Genomic DNA, 16,372 nt, shown 5'->3' with positions numbered 1-16,372 from the left:
ACGATGGGCCTATGACTGCAACGCCTGGCTCCCGCCGTGTCCTGCTCGCCGCTCCCCGTGGCTACTGCGCGGGCGTGGACCGTGCCGTGATCGCCGTCGAGAAGGCCCTGGAGCAGTACGGGGCCCCGATCTATGTCCGCCACGAGATCGTCCACAACAAGTACGTCGTGCAGACCCTGGAGAAGAAGGGCGCGATCTTCGTCGACCAGGTGGACGAGGTGCCCGAGGGCTCCATCGTGATGTTCTCCGCGCACGGCGTCGCGCCGACCGTGCACCAGGAGGCCGCCGAGCGGCAGCTCGCCACGATCGACGCGACCTGCCCCCTGGTCACCAAGGTCCACAAGGAGGCCGTCCGCTTCGCCAAGGAGGACTTCGACATCCTCCTGATCGGCCACGAGGGGCACGAGGAGGTCATCGGCACCTCCGGCGAGGCCCCCGACCACATCACCCTGGTCGACGGCCCGGACGACGTGGCGAACGTCGAGGTCCGCGACCCGGACAAGGTCGTCTGGCTCTCGCAGACCACGCTCTCCGTGGACGAGACGATGGAGACGGTCGGCGCCCTGCAGAACAAGTTCCCGAACCTGCTCTCGCCGCCCAGCGACGACATCTGCTACGCCACGCAGAACCGCCAGACCGCGGTCAAGAAGCTCGCCGAGGACGCCGACCTGGTCATCGTCGTCGGCTCCAAGAACTCCTCGAACTCCATCCGCATGGTCGAGGTCGCCCTGGAGGCGGGCGTGCCCGCCTCGCACCTGGTGGACAACGCCGGCGAGATCGACGAGGCCTGGCTTGAGGGCGTGACGACGGTCGGCCTCACCTCGGGCGCGTCCGTACCGGACGTCCTCGTGGACGGCGTACTCGAATGGCTGGCCGAGCGCGGCTACGCGGACGTGGAGACGGTGAAGACGGCCGACGAGTCGATCACGTTCTCGCTGCCCAAGGAGCTCCGCCGCGATCTGCGCGCCGAGGCCGCGGAGCTGTCCGCGAAGAAGTGACCGCCGCGGCGGAGCGGCCGCGGTGGAACGGGTGACCGCCGGGTCACTGTCAGTCCGGCGTCGTACCGTGGGGTCCATGCAGATCTTCGGTGTGGACATCGGCGGATCCGGGATCAAGGGCGCCCCCGTGGACCTGGACCGGGGGGACCTGGCGCGGGAGCGGCACAAGGTGCTCACGCCGCACCCGGCCACGCCCGAGAGCGTGGTCGAGCGCGTGTGCGAGGTCGTCGAGCACTTCGGCTGGACGGGCCCGGTGGGCGCCACCTTCCCCGGCGTCATCACGCACGGCACGGCCCGCTCGGCGGCCAACGTCGACAAGAGCTGGATCGGCACGGACATCCGCGGCCTGATCTCGGCCCGGCTCGGCGGCGCCCCGGTGACCGTCCTGAACGACGCGGACGCGGCGGGCGTCGCCGAGATGCACTTCGGCGCGGGCCGCGGCCGCACCGGCACGGTCATCGTGCTCACCCTCGGCACGGGCATCGGCAGCGCGGTCTTCACCGACGGCAAGCTGGTGCCGAACACGGAGCTCGGCCACCTGGAGCTGAACGGCCACGACGCGGAGCGCCGCGCCTCCTCCAAGGCCCGCGAGGACGAGGACCTGACCTGGGAGCACTGGGCACGCCGCGTGCGGAAGTATCTGGCGCACGTGGAGATGCTGTTCTCGCCCGAGCTGTTCATCATCGGCGGCGGCGTCAGCCGCAAGGCCCACAAGTTCCTGCCCCTGATCGAGGGCGTCCGGGCGGAGCTGGTTCCGGCGACGCTGCAGAACAACGCGGGGATCGTGGGGGCGGCGATGTCGGCGGGGGCTGCCGCCGGGGCCTGACCGGCGAGGGGCGCGGGGTGGTCCCCGCGCCCCCTTTTTTTCGGCCTTCGGCCTCGTCCTCAAACGCCGGACGGGCTGAATCCGTGCCTGGAGTCTCTTCTGCACGCCGGTCGGGCTGAATCCGTGCCTGGAGTCTCGTCTACGCGCCGGTCGGGCTGGACATCTGCTTGCGGCCTTGGCTGCCGGGGCGAGGCGGACGCCTGTCCTGGTACTGCTGGCGGGTCCGTAGGCGTTTGCGGGCCATCAGACGGATCTTGCGTACGGTGACGATCACCCCGGCGACCAGCGTGCCGCCGTACAGCCAGCCCGCGTGCAGGGCCAGTGAGGTGAGCAGCCCCATGAACTGGCCGCCGAAGCCGCCCGCACCCTCGGCGATGGGCAGCACCCCGGCGGCGAACGCGATCGGCACGGCGACCGGCGCCGTCACCAGGTCCGCGGGCCGCACCCACAGCGCGGTCAGCGCGCTCACGGGCAGGAACAGCACGCCGTACGCGACGAGCGAGCCCCCGAAGAGCAGCCGCAGCAGGCAGGCGAGGAGGAACATGACGGCGGCCGCGAACAGACCGCTGCCGAGCCCGGTCAGGCGCGGGTTCGGCATCCGGCGCAGCGCGCGGTACAGCGGCATCCGGGACAGGGCGCGGTAGACCGGGGTTCTGCGCAGGGCGCGGGTGAGCGGGGACGAGGGGCCGGGGGGCCGGGAGGCGGCCCGGTAGACCGTCGCCGACTCCGTGGGGCTGCCCTGGCCGGGCAGGGGCGCGGTAGGGCGCGGCCGCGCGCGCGGGGGACGGGTCCTGTGTTGCTCCACCGGACCAACCTAGGTCCGGACGGGTGGGGAACCGGCGCTGGGACACGCGTTTTGGCCGACCTTGGTCCGGCGTTCGACGCGGACGCGGTAAGGGGAGGCGGTAGCGGACGGAGCGCGGCGGCGGGTACACCGTAGACTGGTGGATCGCGCCCCGGGCAGTGCGGGGCCGACGAGGGCCCCGGACGCCGGGGGACGGCGAGCGCAGCCGCCCGCCTCACGGGCCGCCCGCCCGGCCCTCGCACCAGTCCCACTCCACAGCCCCAGCTCTCACGTAACGGGAAGTCGCCACGTGTCGCTCACGATCGGAATCGTCGGTCTGCCCAATGTCGGCAAGTCGACCCTGTTCAACGCCCTGACCAAGAACGACGTCCTCGCGGCCAACTACCCGTTCGCGACGATCGAGCCGAACGTGGGCGTCGTGGGCGTCCCCGACCCCCGCCTCACCAAGCTGGCGGAGATCTTCAGCTCCCAGAAGATCCTCCCCGCCACCGTCGACTTCGTCGACATCGCGGGCATCGTGCGCGGCGCGAGCGAGGGCGAGGGCCTGGGCAACAAGTTCCTGGCCAACATCCGCGAGTCCGACGCGATCTGCCAGGTCATCCGCGCTTTCGCCGACGAGAACGTCGTGCACGTCGACGGCAAGGTCTCGCCCAAGGACGACATCGAGACGATCAACACCGAGCTGATCCTCGCCGACCTCCAGACCATCGAGAAGGTCCTGCCGCGCCTCCAGAAGGAGTCGCGCATCAAGAAGGACATCGCGCCGAAGGTGGCTGCGGTGGAGGCGGCCAAGGAGATCCTCGAGAAGGGCGACACGCTCTTCTCGGCGGGCATCGTCCAGGGCTCGGAGCGCGCGGAGCTCCTCCACGACCTGCACCTCCTCACCACCAAGCCGTTCCTCTACGTCTTCAACGTCGACGAGGACGAGCTGACCGACGACGCCTTCAAGGCCGAGCAGCGCGCCCTGGTCGCCCCCGCCGAGGCGATCTTCCTCAACGCCAAGCTGGAGGCGGACCTCGCCGAGCTCGACGAGGAGGACGCCCTGGAGCTCCTCCAGTCCGTCGGCGCCGAGGAGCCCGGCCTCGCCACGCTCGCCCGCGTCGGCTTCAACACCCTGGGCCTGCAGACCTACCTCACCGCGGGCCCCAAGGAGTCCCGCGCGTGGGCCATCAAGCAGGGCGCCACGGCCCCCGAGGCGGCCGGTGTCATCCACACCGACTTCCAGAAGGGCTTCATCAAGGCCGAGGTCATCTCCTTCGCGGACCTGGTGGAGACGGGCTCGGTGGCCGAGGCCCGCTCGGCGGGCAAGGCCCGCATGGAGGGCAAGGAGTATGTGATGCAGGACGGGGATGTGGTGGAGTTCCGGTTCAATGTGTAATCAGAGAATTACCGTACGTTAAGGAAATGCGTGGATCTGGGGTCGAGCCCTCTCGGGATCTCGGCCCCTTCCGTGTCGTTGGGCGAGCGATACCCGCTCGGTGCCGTCGAGGTGGCCTTGTCCTCTCGAATCCCACTTCAAGTAGCGGTCGGCTCCGAATGAAGGGGAAAGGGACAGCTCCCCGCGAAATGCCACTCTGGCTGGAGTGTGGTCCGTTTCGGCCGTAGCGTGCGAGACAAGGTGGATTTGATGTCGGGTGGTCAGCACTTCGTCATTGCCATCAAGCGGCGTATGACGTGGTGATCCCCGTCGAAAATTCGACGAAGGCCATCGCATGTCCAACGCATGGCCGATTGGTGCACCGGACGACCCAAGTCCGCCGATAGTAGGTAGCAATGTGCGGCGGTCCAGAGAGTGTCTGGATGGCCGGGAGGCAAGGTCTCCTGCCGGTATTTCAGGGTCTCTTCCAGCAGCGGCAGGGCTTTCCGGAAGTCGTTCAGAGCGACGAGACAGAGCGCCAGGTGATGGGCTGTGTCCAGGGTGTGCTGATGGCGGACACCGAGGTGGTCGATTTGGAGACGGTGAATGCGTAGGCCCAGCCGATAAGCGGAGTCCGGTTCCTGCGGCGTCTGAAGCCGTGCCAGGTAACTTCCCGTACGCATTGCCGGTCTGCTTTCCTCGCCGAAAATCTTGCATTGCTCCAGCCAGGATTCTTTGGCAAGCTGGCACGCGTCAGAGTGGTGGCCCTTGGCGCCGAGGTCGAGCGCGCAATCCGCTAACACGGCCAGAGTGCTGGGATCGTTCGGTCCCAGGTTTCTCTCCCTTTCCCAGTAGACCTGCAAGTTGAGTCGCTCGGCGTCTTCGTAGTGCCCACGTCCGAAGTGGGCACGAGCCAGCACTGACATCACCACCAGTTCATCGGCTCGACATTGCGCGAGGTGATCCGCCCATGCAGTGCGAAGATTGCACAGACCGTCGATGACCTCCTTGTATCTGCCGCTGTCCACCAAGTAGCCGTATGTGTCAAGGATCGCTTTGCGGCCAGGCCCCGTGTGGACGTTCGCGGGATCGAGAGCGAGGACGGATGGAGTCACCAGCGCCCAGTCGCCCCACGCTCCCTCCGTTGCGGCTTGCTCTGGCGTCGCTGCTACCAACAACTGCTCCGCCATTGCAAAGGCGCCGACCTCGTCTTCAGGGCGGGTGACGAGCAGGTCGCGGATAACTGCGCCACTGATTTCATCGAGCCTCGCCGCCCCCGTCTGTAAAATCATCAGCCCTCGATCACGTAGACCTCCCAGTCTGCGATGCAGGTCGCAAAGAGTCAGGAGGTACTGTGCATCCGAATCCGATACTTCCCAGCGGTCCCCTCTCAGCGCTCGGGTAGGAAACGGATCAGGGCCGAGAACGGCCAGTGCATGAAGGAGATGAAGCATCCGCCGGTCCTCCTCTGATCCGCTCGCAAGCACATTCGCTGCCTTCAACAGTCGGCCTGCCAGCGATCTCGGGAAATCGGATGAGCGGTACCCGCTGAGGATTTTCGAAGCACTGGACTTCAACTGTTCCATTACTTGCCCCGGTGTCATGCCGCTCGTCAACCAACTCGCTGCGTTCTCCATGGCAAGTGGCAGGTCGTCCAACGCGCCGGCCAGAAGCGTGGCGTCGGCTTCTGTGAGTCCATGGACCCGTGTCCTCAGCAGGCGTACCGACTCCTCTCGGGGCAGCACCGGAACCTGGATGACACGAGCGATCCGCTGCCAGACCCCGGTGTCGGCCCGCGATGTGATCAGTACTTTGGTTTCGTCCCGGGGCAGATACCGGACGACCTCTTCTGGGTCCGACACCCCGTCCAACACCAGAAGATGAGGTCCCGTGCGTCCGCGGACAGTGGTGAGGCAGGCGGCGATCCGTTCGGCCGGTTGACCAGAACCGGCAGCTGTCACGTCGATCCAGCTCACGTCTGGGTACCGAGAGTGCAGCCGATGAGCCAGTTCACCGCTCACCATTGTCTTCCCGATGCCCACTCGCCCGTTGAGTACGACCGGTACGCCGTCATCTGCCCGATCCAGATATCCGGGAAGAACGTCGTCCACCAGTTCGGCACGTCCGAGGAAACTCGGATCGCGGTGCGGGAGCGCGAAACTCTCGTTCATCTGTCCAGGCCCCTGAGCCACTCGCTGTTCGACTTCAGATACCGCAGGTTGACCCATTCCTGGGCGAGGCGATCCTCGCCGCACAACAACGCGGTCGCTTGGGCCTGGTGCGAAGGACCAAGCCAGCGGACTCGGTCGCTTGCCTGTTGTGTCGTAAGGCGTCTCTCCTTGCGCGGCAACGGGGTGCCGATGCGAAACAGTGCGTCGTAGAGCCCGACCGCAGGCAGAACTGCGGGGAGGTCGTTGTCCTTGTCGGCTTCCTCGGCGGCCGCCGCCGGGGTCGACAAGCCGGTCGGGTCGAGGTCACCGAAGTACCGAATCTTCGCGATCTTGCCGTGTCGCAGCATCTTCACACTGGCGAGTGAGGCCAAGAACGCACTTCCCATCCCACAGGCCACGTAGCCGACTGCGTGGTCCTTCATCCCGTCCAACGCTTCTATCAACGACCAGCACGTGGTGACGTTCTCTACGACCAGGAGAATGTCACCGTCGCCGACCTGCCCGTAATAACCGTCGCTCTCTGCGATGAGCCTCTCGGTGAGGATTTGGGGCGGCGCTGAATACATTTGCAGTAGTTTGTAGAGGGATTCCCGGTCTGAGAAGAACGGCCCCCCCAACTCGTCGAACGCCTTTTCTTCGGCATCGAACCATCCCGAGTAGGTGCGACTGCCGAAGATGTCAAGAGCACGCTCACGTTTTGGCGCAGGACTCATGTCAGGCTCGGAGAGGAACCAGTTGTTGACCGCGCGATAGCCGATCCGGGTTCTGAGTGCGGCGTCGTCCCAGTACCTGGCCACCTCGCGCATCTTCGGATGCAGCGGTGGGAGGGGCTCCCGTACCTTCTTCGCCGCCTGGTGGGTGGGCAGCACCCACACGCCCTTCGGCAACGGAATCTTCTCCCCGTCGTCGCCCTTCATCGCCGCGATGGCCCCGTACTTGTACAGCTCGTCCAGACGGCGGCTCAGAACCACCGACTCCAGCTCGCCCTCCACCTTCGGATGGGGCACCGTACGGAAGACACGACGCAACGCCGACAGAGAGACGCTTGCCTTACGCGTGCCGTCCCACTTCTTCTGCGAACGGGCGTGTTTATGAAGCGCGTTCAGCAGCTCACGCGCGGGACGACTCAGATCGGTCAACGCTTTCTTCCTTGGAATCCTGGTGGTGGTTGTGCTCTGCCTCGGCACGTGCGTGGTACCTGATGGAGGTGATCACCGGGTTCTCACCCTCCTCAAGAGGCTCGAGAAGATGCTTCCTTCTGTCGCCCACGACGGTGAGGTACATGCGGTGTGCGCGTAGGTCGGCGTCATTGCGTAGACGGATGACGAGCGGAAAGGAGTCCAGGACCGCCAGGTCGTTCAGCCCTGTGGTGTAGACGAGTTGGACACCCAGCGCACGGGCGACCGACTGCTGAAGCCGCAGCAGGTAACCGGCCGAGGCACGACCGATGGGGTTGTCCAGGAACAGCACACCCGAATTCCGGCGGTGCTGGACCCTGCCCTTCTCGTTCGCGCGCAGCGCTGCCATGGTGCAGTAGAGAACGATGGCCGCGGTCAGCACCTGGCCACCCGAGAAGAGGTCCTTCATGGCCGAGACGGGCACCCGTTCCGTCCGTAGAACGGCGTCAGGCTTGAGGATCCGCACTCGGAACCCCTTAGGAGCCACTGCTTCCGTGACTCCGCGCAACAGCAGGGCCAAGCCGTCCCGTTTGATCTCCTTTCCCTGAATCACTGCTTCGGCGGTCTCGTCCACGACCGTGCCGAGCCGGTCCTCCAGTGCTTCTTCGGAGACCTCGGTGAAGCGGATCCGCAGGAATTCCTGCTCGGACCACTCCTGTAGCCCTCTGGGCAGCCGGGAAAGGGACTGCGCCCGCTTCAAGGTCCGCAGTGCCTCCTGCACCTGCTGGCACAGTTGGAGCACGATCTGCCGACGGTGACGATCGATGGAATCCAGGTCCACGGTCAGGCTACGGAGTCTGGGGCGAAGGCTGTCACTCCATTCGGCCGCCCGCGCCGGCTGTTCGGCACGAGGACAGGACTGGATGACGGTTCGGCTGGGGGAGGGCACCCCCCCGAACCGCGCGTCCGCGGCGAACCCGACCAGTTGGTCAGTCAGCGTTCGTTCTTCGGCGAGTGCCGCCTCGACCTTTGTCCCGATCTGGTCGTACTCGGTCTTCAGCATGGCGTGTCGGTCCCGGGCTGCCGAGACACCGCCCTCATAGGGTATGTCGTCTTCGCGAGGCTCACCCGACCGGGACAGGACGGTGATCAGGTCCGTGAAGTTCTGCGCGGAGGAGCGCAGAGCGGCGGCCGTGCGCTCGGCGCGCTCGCTGTGGTAGGCGAGTTCGCGCCGGATACGTTCCGCCTCGTCCCGATCGTGCTCCGCGGCTTCGATCAGGCGCATACCGTGCAAGACGTGAAGCGGCTGGCCGTAGGGAGCGAGATCCACGTCGGTGAGCGGTTCCGGAAAGTCTTTGAGGACCGCTCGATGCTCCGCGACACTCGCATCCGCCTCGGACAGTGAGCTCTGGCGGTCGGAGACCGCCTGTTCGGCACGGCGTTGAGCGGCGGCCCGGCTCGCGCCGTCCACTCCGTCGGGACCGTTCAGCAACGCCTGGGCGGCTTTTCGTGTTTCGGGAGAATCATCACCCAGCTCCTGCGCCGCTTGTTTCTCGCGTTGCTCTGCCTGGCGCATGTCGAGGAGCAGGTCGGCTCCCACGGATGCCCGTTCGTACTCGATGGCCGCGGCCTCGTAGGCACGGCGCAGCACGGGGAGCGGTTCCGCCGGAGCCTCTGACCTGTTCTCCGCGATGGCGTCGGCGCCCGGAAGCTCATTCAGTTCGGCGGTCATACGATGTGCGGAGCCGGTCAGGCGGTCCATCGTGCGCACGTGCTCGGCGCTGGCGGCGCGGTGGCTTTCGGCGGCCGTTTCCGCCTGTTGAGCGGTCTCTCGTGCTCGAACCTCGGCTGTCCGCGCCTGGTCTACAGCGGTCTGCCAGTCGGGGATCCGCACCTCCTGGCCGGCCAGCCCACGCAATGTGGACTTACGGGTTTCCAGTGCCGACTGCGCCGTACGAAGCGGCGGAATGGCTTCGCGAATGGCCTTGAGACGGGCGGCTGCGACCTCACGCTTCTCGGTCTGCTCGGTCAGCTCCTTCTGGGCCTCGTCGTGAGCCTGCGCCCGGACGGTGACGATCTCGCGCAGTTCGGTGAGCTTTCCGTCAGGGAAGTCCGCCCGCCACTCCTCAAGGCGGTTGAGCAACGTGAGGAACACACGTTGCCGAGCGTCCCACTCCGCGATCCGCGCGCGGTGTTCATCATGGCGACGACCGAGGGCGAGCCGCTCCTCCGCGGCTGCCCTCTCGTCGTACAGTGCCGGATGCGGAGGCACCACGAAATCCAGCCCTGAGAGCGATACATCGGGTTCGTGCATGTCCGTGGTGGTTCCCAGGGCCACCAGCGTGCTGGGCCACAGCTTCCGGGAGGCCAGGATCTCCGTGGCCCGCGCCGTCTGCTCGGGATCGTTCAGGAGTACACCCGTAACCAGATGCGGTACGCGCTCGATGAGCGCACGACGCCGCTCGACCCGGGGCAGACCAGCGAGGTAGTCCCAGCCGGTATAGGCGTCGACACCGGCTTCGCGCAGTGTCTCGCACGCTTCCGCAGCCTCCGGGGAGGGTGGCAGTAGTTCGTTTGTCTCCAACGCGAGCCTGGCACGTTCGTCACGGACCATGGCGATACGGATCTCGGTCCTTGCCACATCGGCGGCATCACGTCGCTGAGCGAGCTTGCCGACCAGTCTGGGAGCGTCCACCTCAAGGTCGAGACGTTCGATGTCCAGGAGTGCGAAGGGCTGGATCTCCGCTTCCAGCGCACGGGTGCGCTCGTCGGCTCTCGTCCAGTCGCGGCGGGCCAGATCAAGAGAGTGCCGGGTCTCGGCCAAAGCTTGCTCGGCGGTTTGGCAAGCTCGGCGGGAAGCATCGTGAATCCCCGCCGCGTCCTCGGCGGCGGATTCCTGCCGGGATATCTCCTCGGCGTTCTGGCGGGCCTCCTCCTCGGCTTGCCTCGCGGCGTCACGAGCCGTCATGCCGTCGCTCAGCAGACCTTCGCGCATGGCGTCCGCGAGGTCGTCCCGCACTTCCTGGATACGGGCGTCGAGTGCCTTGGCCTGTGCCCGGTGCTCGGCAGCCAGGCCGACGGCCGCGTTGTATTCGGCCTGAGCCTGCTCGGACAGCGTGTGTTCGCTCTCTGCCTGATGTCGCGCCGTCTCCGCCTGCTCAGTGAGGCGCTGTGACATGGTGCGCAATGCCCTGACGAGAACCTCCAGCGCGGCGTCCCGGGCCTGCAGTGCCGGAAGGGCGGCTTCCTCAGTACGCCGGACCAGCTCACGCAAGCGGTTCGCGTTGGCGGTCGCTTCCAGGCACTTGGCCAGGCGGGGTACGACCTTCCAGGCGCGTTCGGTCTCCTGCGCCCGGTTCCACGCGGCGCGGGCTTTCTGCTGTTCCTCCTCGGCTTCGTCCAGCTTCAACAGCGCTGTGAGACGGCCGAGTTCACGAGCAGCGTCCGTGAGTTTCTCGTGGTGGAGCACCGCCCGTCGTAGGTCGCCGCCGAGGCGTTCGGCAACCACCTCGCTCGCCTTCGCGGCTTCGGCCTCACGGAACGCGCGTACCTTCACCGAACGGACAAAGGCGTCCAGCGTCTTCCTCGCGGCCCGCTGCTCCTCCTGGGCGGTGAGAGCGGTGATGTGGACGCCGGCCAGCGGTTCGAGGAACTCCAACGCGCCGGCCACGAAGTCCCGTTCCAGGGTCAGCGCACCACGCCTCCCGAGCTTGTCGCCGTAGGAGTTCAGTAGGTTGGCGAGATCTTGTGCCGGTCCGGTGGGCACCACGGCCGACAACAGGAACTCGACGAAAGCGGCGTCGCTGGCGAAGGAGAAGACGTCGGCAGCCTCACCCTCCCCGGCGTTCATCGCCCGTTGGTAGCGGAAGAGTTCGGGATCCAAGCCGAGGTCGGTGAGTCGTTCCGTCCACTCGGACTGAACGCGGAAATGATCGAACTCGAGTTCGGGATCAGTCCGCTGTGCCTCGTCGAGTTCGCCGATGAAATCGGTCAGCCGTAGATATCGTCCGTCCTCGGCCACAGGGAGGGTGTCGAGTGTGGTCCCCCGTGTAGGGCGGAAGTGGTACCAGCGTTCCAGCAGGTTGGACGGGTCCTGAGCCGCCTTGAGGTGGCGCCACTCGGCGACTTTGCCGGTCACCAGCCGACGCCCGCTGCGGGTGTGTGTCCACTCCAGCGCGATGTGGGCCACATCGTTGTCGAGTACGAAGCCGCTCAGCGTACGAGGATCACGGGCGCCCACGACTTGCCGGCGTCCGGGCAGCAGGACCGAGAAGATCAGCTTGATCAGTACGGACTTGCCGCCGCCGTTCTCAAGGAAGAGCACCGTGGCCGGAGAGGGGCGCCGGGCAGGTTGCTCGTCTCTGACGCTGAACAAGGTGGCGGGGCGGTCGGCGATGGGATCTCCGACGCCGCTGAAGTCCAGGAGAACGTTCTCGTAGCGCGCCGCCTTGGGCCCGACGGACTGCAGGAGCACTCGGGACAGTTCATACATCTTCCGGGGCCTCCGCCACGGTTCCCGGTCCGGTCGTCACAGCCATGGGAGGGACCACGCCTAGCGCCACCAACTCCTCGAAGGCGCTGGTGGCCGCGAGTTCACGAACCTGAAGCTGGTAACGCCGTGTGGTCTGGAAGACGTCATCGCCGGCGTTCTTCATCGGAGTCAGGAAGCCTTGCTCCGCGAGGAAGTTCAGAGCCCGGGAGACCATGCCCTTGGTGGTGTTCATCGCTCGACGCTTGTCCTTGGTGGGGAATGCCTCCGGGCGGTTGGCATACGCGTGCCACGCCAATTCCAGTTCCGGTGCGTCACTGGGTACGTCGGCCGACTCCTCACGGGCCGCCGCTTTTTCACGCAGCCTGTCGCAGGCTTCGCGAACGACGGCGTCGACCACGTCGACATTGACCCTGCCGACGTACTCGTCTTTGGCGAGGTCGTCCGGCCGGGGAAAGGACACCGCGGCGACGGCAAGGTGGATGATGCCGTGCAGAAAACGCTCGGCGTAACCGCCTTCCTTCTGAGTGCGGCGGGCGTAGGTTTCCATCCTGGTCTCGAAGGGAGAACCGCCGTCGGCCGCGATCGCGAGGCCGATGTCCTCGTGTTCCCCCAGCACCCTGAGCCCCAGACCGGCGGCGATCCGTCCGGTCAACGTCCGGAACGCGCCGTCGTGCCGGTAGCGGCGCAGAAGTTCCCGATAGGCGTTGTCGCGACTCGGCAGCTGCCGAGGGCGCATCGCGAAAGCGAGCAGCTGTGCGGCCTGCTCGGCGTCATCATCCGTGAAGCGAGATCTCATCACCGAACTCCTCGTGCCGAGCCGTACCCGGCTCCTCCGATCCTGGGACGACTGGCCTTACGCCCGCTTTTGTGAGCCACAGTTCATCGCCGCCGAACTGCGTGTTGTGAAGGGGATTCCCGGTAGGCACGGCGATCAAGACCGCAGGTACCTGCTCACGCACCGCGTCACCGACGGACGGATTGAAAGCGTGTGCCGCCCGGTGCATCACCAGCCGCGCGACCTGAGGCTCATGGCGGCGCGCACGTGCGAGCAAGTCGCTCAGAGACGCGGAGCCATCGGGCAAGGAAAGGATCTCGCTCGCCAGCCTAAAATGTTCGGGGGTGAACAATTCCCGTTCCGGCACAGGGTTGAACTGAGGATCTCGGACCTCGCCGGCGAATCTCTCGGGCTCCGAGGGTGGTTGCAGAAGACGCGCCACAAGTGACGGCAGCGTGAGAACCTCAGGGGGTGCCGGGGCGACCGCCCCACGGAAGAAGTCGTACACCGGCCCAAGTGCTTGGCCCACTGGAAGTCCGAGCAGCGGTACGAGCAGTTGTCCGTGCAAGTGGAGCGCGGCGCGCTGTGGTTCGCCGGAGAACAGCTGACGGTCTTGTTCGGAACGGAACTGATCACCCGCTTCCTGTACGGCTTTCTGGAGCTGCATATGACGGCGGATGCAGTCGCGGACGATCTCTACGAGTTCCGCTGCCCGCTGCTTGTGGCGCGGATCGTCGGAGTCGTCCCGCGCGGCGGTGATATTGGTCAGGATGGCATGCTCCGCCGTGTAGCGGCCCTCGATGTGTTCAAGCGCGTCCAACAGCAGGTCTGGTACTACCCGTTCCCAGTCCACCGTGCGAACGTCGCGACGGGTGGCATCGAGGTAGCGACGTAGTGTCTCTCCATATTGGACCGTGCGGTACCTGGCCTGTTCGGCGGCGAGTTTGGCGTCGGCGAGCCGACCACGCCTGATGAGGTTGTCGAGTTTGACCTCGGCGGCGATCTGCGCGGATTCCACGTCTGTGTCCAATGCGCCGACGAGTACGTTGATGGCCTCGTCGGTGGCCCGCAGTGAAAACCCGTCGGATGTCGACTGTTCCACCAACAATTTGAAGTCGAACTCGAAGCGGTTGTAGGTCCCCTCATCCCCGACAAGTCCATAGTGCCAGGAGAATCCACGTTCGATGGTGCCGACATTGATCAGCCGCTGGAGCACCCAGTCGGCCACAGCGGCGTGCTCGGCGTCGCCTCTGTCGGGCGCCTGGGCAGCGACGAAGTGTTTTACCTGTTCAAGTACCTTGGCGTGCTCAGCTCCGGCGTCGAAGTCCATCGCGATCGTGACCTGATCGATCGTGTGCAACGCGATTTCGGCCATGTGATACACCTTGGCATCTGCCCAGTCCAGCGATGCCTTGCGCTGATCCAATGCCTGCAACGGTGCTGTACAAGCTAGCGCCTTGACGCGGCGAACCAGTCCTTCATCAGGCAAGTGAGGCGGGTGGGGCAGATCGTGATGCACGATCAGTCACGCTAGCACCCCCTACACCATCATAAGCGAGGATCCTCGGATATCCGGTTCGACGACTCCCGTCACTCACGATTGAGCCGTAGGTCGAAATTCGTCGCTCACGAACTGACGTTCCCCTGTTCGGTGGCGATCCGGGCGCCTGCGAGTACCGGGCAGATCCAGTATTCGGATTCCCTCATTCCGCTACAAGCTGCGCCAGATGAATCAGTGCAGGGTCTGGCTGTAACAGGACTTGATCGAGCGGGCGGTGACGATTTCAGCGTGGGTGCCAGAGCGGCGGTGCATGTAGAGCGAGCCTTTCGTCTTTCGGGAAGAGTGCAGGTCGCGATGGGGGATAACACCATGCTGGCGGGCAGTGAGAGCGTTACGCGAGCAGGTGGCAACATCCGTCTGCGCCTCGGCGATCTCTGAGCCTGTACGGGCTGGTCGTTGGAGATGGCCGGCGCTTAAACGGTGCGGATGACGGGGGCGGGTTTGATGTCGTGGGCGTCGATGAGGGCGTGGATGTCGTGCGGGTCGGAGGTCCAGATGATGGCGCCGAGGCTGGATGCCATGGTCACGACGGTGGCGTCGACGATGTCGGAGGTGCCGGCCTTGCCGCAGAGGATGCCTGCGGTTTTGGCGGTTTCGAGGCCGACCGGTACGACGTGGCATCCGGCGAGGAACTTGCCGAGTCTGACTTGGCGGCGGGAGTCCCGCCATGCCTGGCTGACGACGACGGACGGGACGTGGATGTCCCGTCCGTCTTCCAGGGCCAGGCTGTGTCGGGCCCACATGCGCCGGTCGTCGTTGTCGATGGCGATGAGTACCCCGGCGTCGTACAGGTAGGGGATGTTCACGCGGCTGAGGCTCCCGAGCTGCTGAGGTATTCGGCGTCGCCAGCGGCCAGGTCCGCGCGGGCGGCGGCGAGCTCTTCCGGGGTGAAGGCGCCGTGCTCGGCCTGCCACTCCTGGATGACGGCGCGGCCGGCACGTAGGCGTAGCTCGCGTTCGGCTGCTCCGGCGACGAGGCGGGAGAGCGGGATGCCTTCTTCCTCGGCGGCTCCTGCCAGGGCTTCGACCAGGGATTCGTCGAGGGTGATAGTCACCTTCTTGGTAGCCATACATTAACCATAGTGCGGTATGGCCTCCGGTGTCGATGTGCGCTTCACGCGCCAGCGAGCGTTGGGGTGCGAGCGCGTGCGGTGAGGGGGCTCGGTGGGCCCAGAGCTGCGGGTGAGGTTGGGGCCATAGTCGCTGGAAAGAGCGGATTGGCGAAGAATGCCTTGCTGGGTCCTGGAGCGCCAGTGCACGGTTTCGAGCACGGGCCAGGCGACGCATCGGGGCTTGGGTGGCGAGCGTTTTTCAGAGGTGCAAGAAGGACGTCCGGGACCGGAACTTCCCCTGTGACCGTCCGCGGTGTCGGCACGGGTGGACGGTGCGGTACCGGGAGCCGGGCGGTAGGCGAGGGCGGCAGCGGGAGAGGTCGTTTGCCCGGCGAGTGGGCTCGGGTGGTGCGGATGCATTCGCCGACAAGGTCGAGAACGACAAGAAGGCCGACGTTCGTTTCGATCCTGTGCCTGGGCGGGTGTCATTGCAGGTCTGGGCTCAGGAGTGGCTGGAGCGTCGGATCATCGGTGAATCGACGCGCCGCAACTACGAAGGGTTCATCCACAACCATCTCGTGCCGCGACTGGGACGGAAGATGCTGGCCGGGCTGGCACGGCGCGACTTCGAGGGGTTCGCCAAGCGACTGCACTCCTCTGGCGCCGGGTTAGCGGTCTCCACGATCAACGATCGGTTGGTAATGGTGGCCGCGATGCTAGAGGTGGCCGTCGTTGAGAAACGCATCCCGCACAATCCCGCCCGCGGCGTCCTGGTATCCCGGGCAGTCTCGTGCGCGGTAGACGAGGACGAGATTCCCACGCTGGACGAGGTTGATTTGATCGCGGGGCACATCGCCCCGCAGTACCGGCTCGCGGTTTACCTGCAGTCGGACACCGGCCAGCGCCCCAGCGAGGCCCTCGCATTCTCCACCGAGTGCCGACGGTCTGGCTTCGTCAGGGTCCGCTGGCAGGTCAGCCCCAAAGCGCACCGCGATGACTGCCGCACAACCTTCGTGCCGCTCAAGTACCGAACGGAGGGCGAGTGCCGGGATATCCCGGCTGCTCCGTTCGTCGAGCAGGAAATCGACGGCCACTTGTCGCGGTGAGCGCCAGTGCCCGTGGCCTTCATAGGGCTTAGCGGCAGACGTCGGCGGCTGGAGGTCTTCTTCTCCCCGCGTCAGCGTGGCAAGGGTGCGATGCCCACCGCCTCCACCTTCG

At 66.0% G+C, this 16,372-nt stretch carries 12 protein-coding genes; 4 read left to right on the top strand and 8 right to left on the bottom strand.

Features of this window, described 5'->3' with window-relative positions; all coding sequences use genetic code 11:
* Window positions 1-11 precede the first annotated feature (11 nt).
* Window positions 12-998 carry a 4-hydroxy-3-methylbut-2-enyl diphosphate reductase gene (locus AC07A4_RS01635; protein WP_478591463.1) on the top strand — a complete coding sequence of 329 codons (987 nt, stop codon included), beginning with the start codon at window positions 12-14 and terminating at the stop codon, window positions 996-998.
* 76 nt (window positions 999-1,074) lie between these two features.
* A complete protein-coding gene (gene ppgK / locus AC07A4_RS01630; protein ID WP_478591461.1) occupies window positions 1,075-1,824 on the top strand; it encodes a polyphosphate--glucose phosphotransferase in 750 nt (249 codons plus the stop codon).
* A 139-nt stretch (window positions 1,825-1,963) separates the two neighbouring features.
* Here the strand turns inward: ppgK and AC07A4_RS01625 are convergent, their stop codons facing one another.
* Window positions 1,964-2,629, bottom strand: a complete 666-nt coding sequence (locus AC07A4_RS01625) for a DUF6542 domain-containing protein (protein ID WP_478591459.1) — start codon at window positions 2,627-2,629, stop codon at window positions 1,964-1,966.
* A 289-nt stretch (window positions 2,630-2,918) separates the two neighbouring features.
* Between AC07A4_RS01625 and ychF the strand changes: the two genes are divergently transcribed.
* Complete coding sequence (gene ychF, locus AC07A4_RS01620; RefSeq protein WP_478591457.1) at window positions 2,919-4,007, top strand: redox-regulated ATPase YchF; 1,089 nt, start codon at window positions 2,919-2,921, stop codon at window positions 4,005-4,007.
* A 260-nt stretch (window positions 4,008-4,267) separates the two neighbouring features.
* Here the strand turns inward: ychF and AC07A4_RS01615 are convergent, their stop codons facing one another.
* From AC07A4_RS01615 to AC07A4_RS01585, 7 genes are all read right to left on the bottom strand, one after another.
* Window positions 4,268-6,157, bottom strand: a complete 1,890-nt coding sequence (locus AC07A4_RS01615) for a tetratricopeptide repeat protein (protein ID WP_478591455.1) — start codon at window positions 6,155-6,157, stop codon at window positions 4,268-4,270.
* On the bottom strand, window positions 6,154-7,296 hold the full coding sequence (locus tag AC07A4_RS01610) for a Wadjet anti-phage system protein JetD domain-containing protein (RefSeq protein ID WP_478591452.1): 1,143 nt from the start codon (window positions 7,294-7,296) through the stop codon (window positions 6,154-6,156). The genes AC07A4_RS01615 and AC07A4_RS01610 overlap by 4 nt, the downstream gene beginning before the upstream one ends.
* The gene (locus AC07A4_RS01605) at window positions 7,268-11,767 is read right to left on the bottom strand and encodes a coiled-coil domain-containing protein (protein WP_478591450.1); all 4,500 of its coding nucleotides are present in this window, start codon (window positions 11,765-11,767) and stop codon (window positions 7,268-7,270) included. The genes AC07A4_RS01610 and AC07A4_RS01605 overlap by 29 nt, the downstream gene beginning before the upstream one ends.
* The gene (locus tag AC07A4_RS01600; RefSeq protein ID WP_478591447.1) at window positions 11,760-12,563 is read right to left on the bottom strand and encodes a hypothetical protein; all 804 of its coding nucleotides are present in this window, start codon (window positions 12,561-12,563) and stop codon (window positions 11,760-11,762) included. Before AC07A4_RS01600 ends, AC07A4_RS01605 begins: the two co-directional genes overlap by 8 nt.
* Window positions 12,541-14,061 (bottom strand): hypothetical protein, encoded by a 1,521-nt coding sequence (locus AC07A4_RS01595; protein ID WP_478591445.1) that lies wholly within the window; start codon window positions 14,059-14,061, stop codon window positions 12,541-12,543. Before AC07A4_RS01595 ends, AC07A4_RS01600 begins: the two co-directional genes overlap by 23 nt.
* A 455-nt stretch (window positions 14,062-14,516) precedes the next feature.
* Window positions 14,517-14,909 carry a PIN domain-containing protein gene (locus tag AC07A4_RS01590; protein WP_478591443.1) on the bottom strand — a complete coding sequence of 131 codons (393 nt, stop codon included), beginning with the start codon at window positions 14,907-14,909 and terminating at the stop codon, window positions 14,517-14,519.
* A complete protein-coding gene (locus tag AC07A4_RS01585) occupies window positions 14,906-15,172 on the bottom strand; it encodes a hypothetical protein (protein WP_478591440.1) in 267 nt (88 codons plus the stop codon). Before AC07A4_RS01585 ends, AC07A4_RS01590 begins: the two co-directional genes overlap by 4 nt.
* A 377-nt stretch (window positions 15,173-15,549) precedes the next feature.
* Between AC07A4_RS01585 and AC07A4_RS01580 the strand changes: the two genes are divergently transcribed.
* Complete coding sequence (locus AC07A4_RS01580) at window positions 15,550-16,260, top strand: hypothetical protein (RefSeq protein WP_478591438.1); 711 nt, start codon at window positions 15,550-15,552, stop codon at window positions 16,258-16,260.
* The last annotated feature ends 112 nt before the right edge of the window (window positions 16,261-16,372 follow it).

The sequence above is a fragment of the Streptomyces sp. NPDC043996 genome (assembly GCF_056435225.1).
Note: the sequence above shows the minus strand (reverse complement) of the source record. Positions and strands in the feature narration are given on the sequence as shown.

Excerpts from the sequence above, each read along its gene's own strand:
- AC07A4_RS01635 (WP_478591463.1), top strand. The coding sequence starts at position 12 with ATGACTGCAACGCCTGGCTCCCGCCGTGTCCTGCTCGCCGCTCCCCGT.
- ppgK (WP_478591461.1), top strand. The coding sequence starts at position 1,075 with ATGCAGATCTTCGGTGTGGACATCGGCGGATCCGGGATCAAGGGCGCC.
- AC07A4_RS01615 (WP_478591455.1), bottom strand. The coding sequence starts at position 6,157 with ATGAACGAGAGTTTCGCGCTCCCGCACCGCGATCCGAGTTTCCTCGGA.
- AC07A4_RS01605 (WP_478591450.1), bottom strand. The coding sequence starts at position 11,767 with ATGTATGAACTGTCCCGAGTGCTCCTGCAGTCCGTCGGGCCCAAGGCG.
- AC07A4_RS01600 (WP_478591447.1), bottom strand. The coding sequence starts at position 12,563 with ATGAGATCTCGCTTCACGGATGATGACGCCGAGCAGGCCGCACAGCTG.
- AC07A4_RS01585 (WP_478591440.1), bottom strand. The coding sequence starts at position 15,172 with ATGGCTACCAAGAAGGTGACTATCACCCTCGACGAATCCCTGGTCGAA.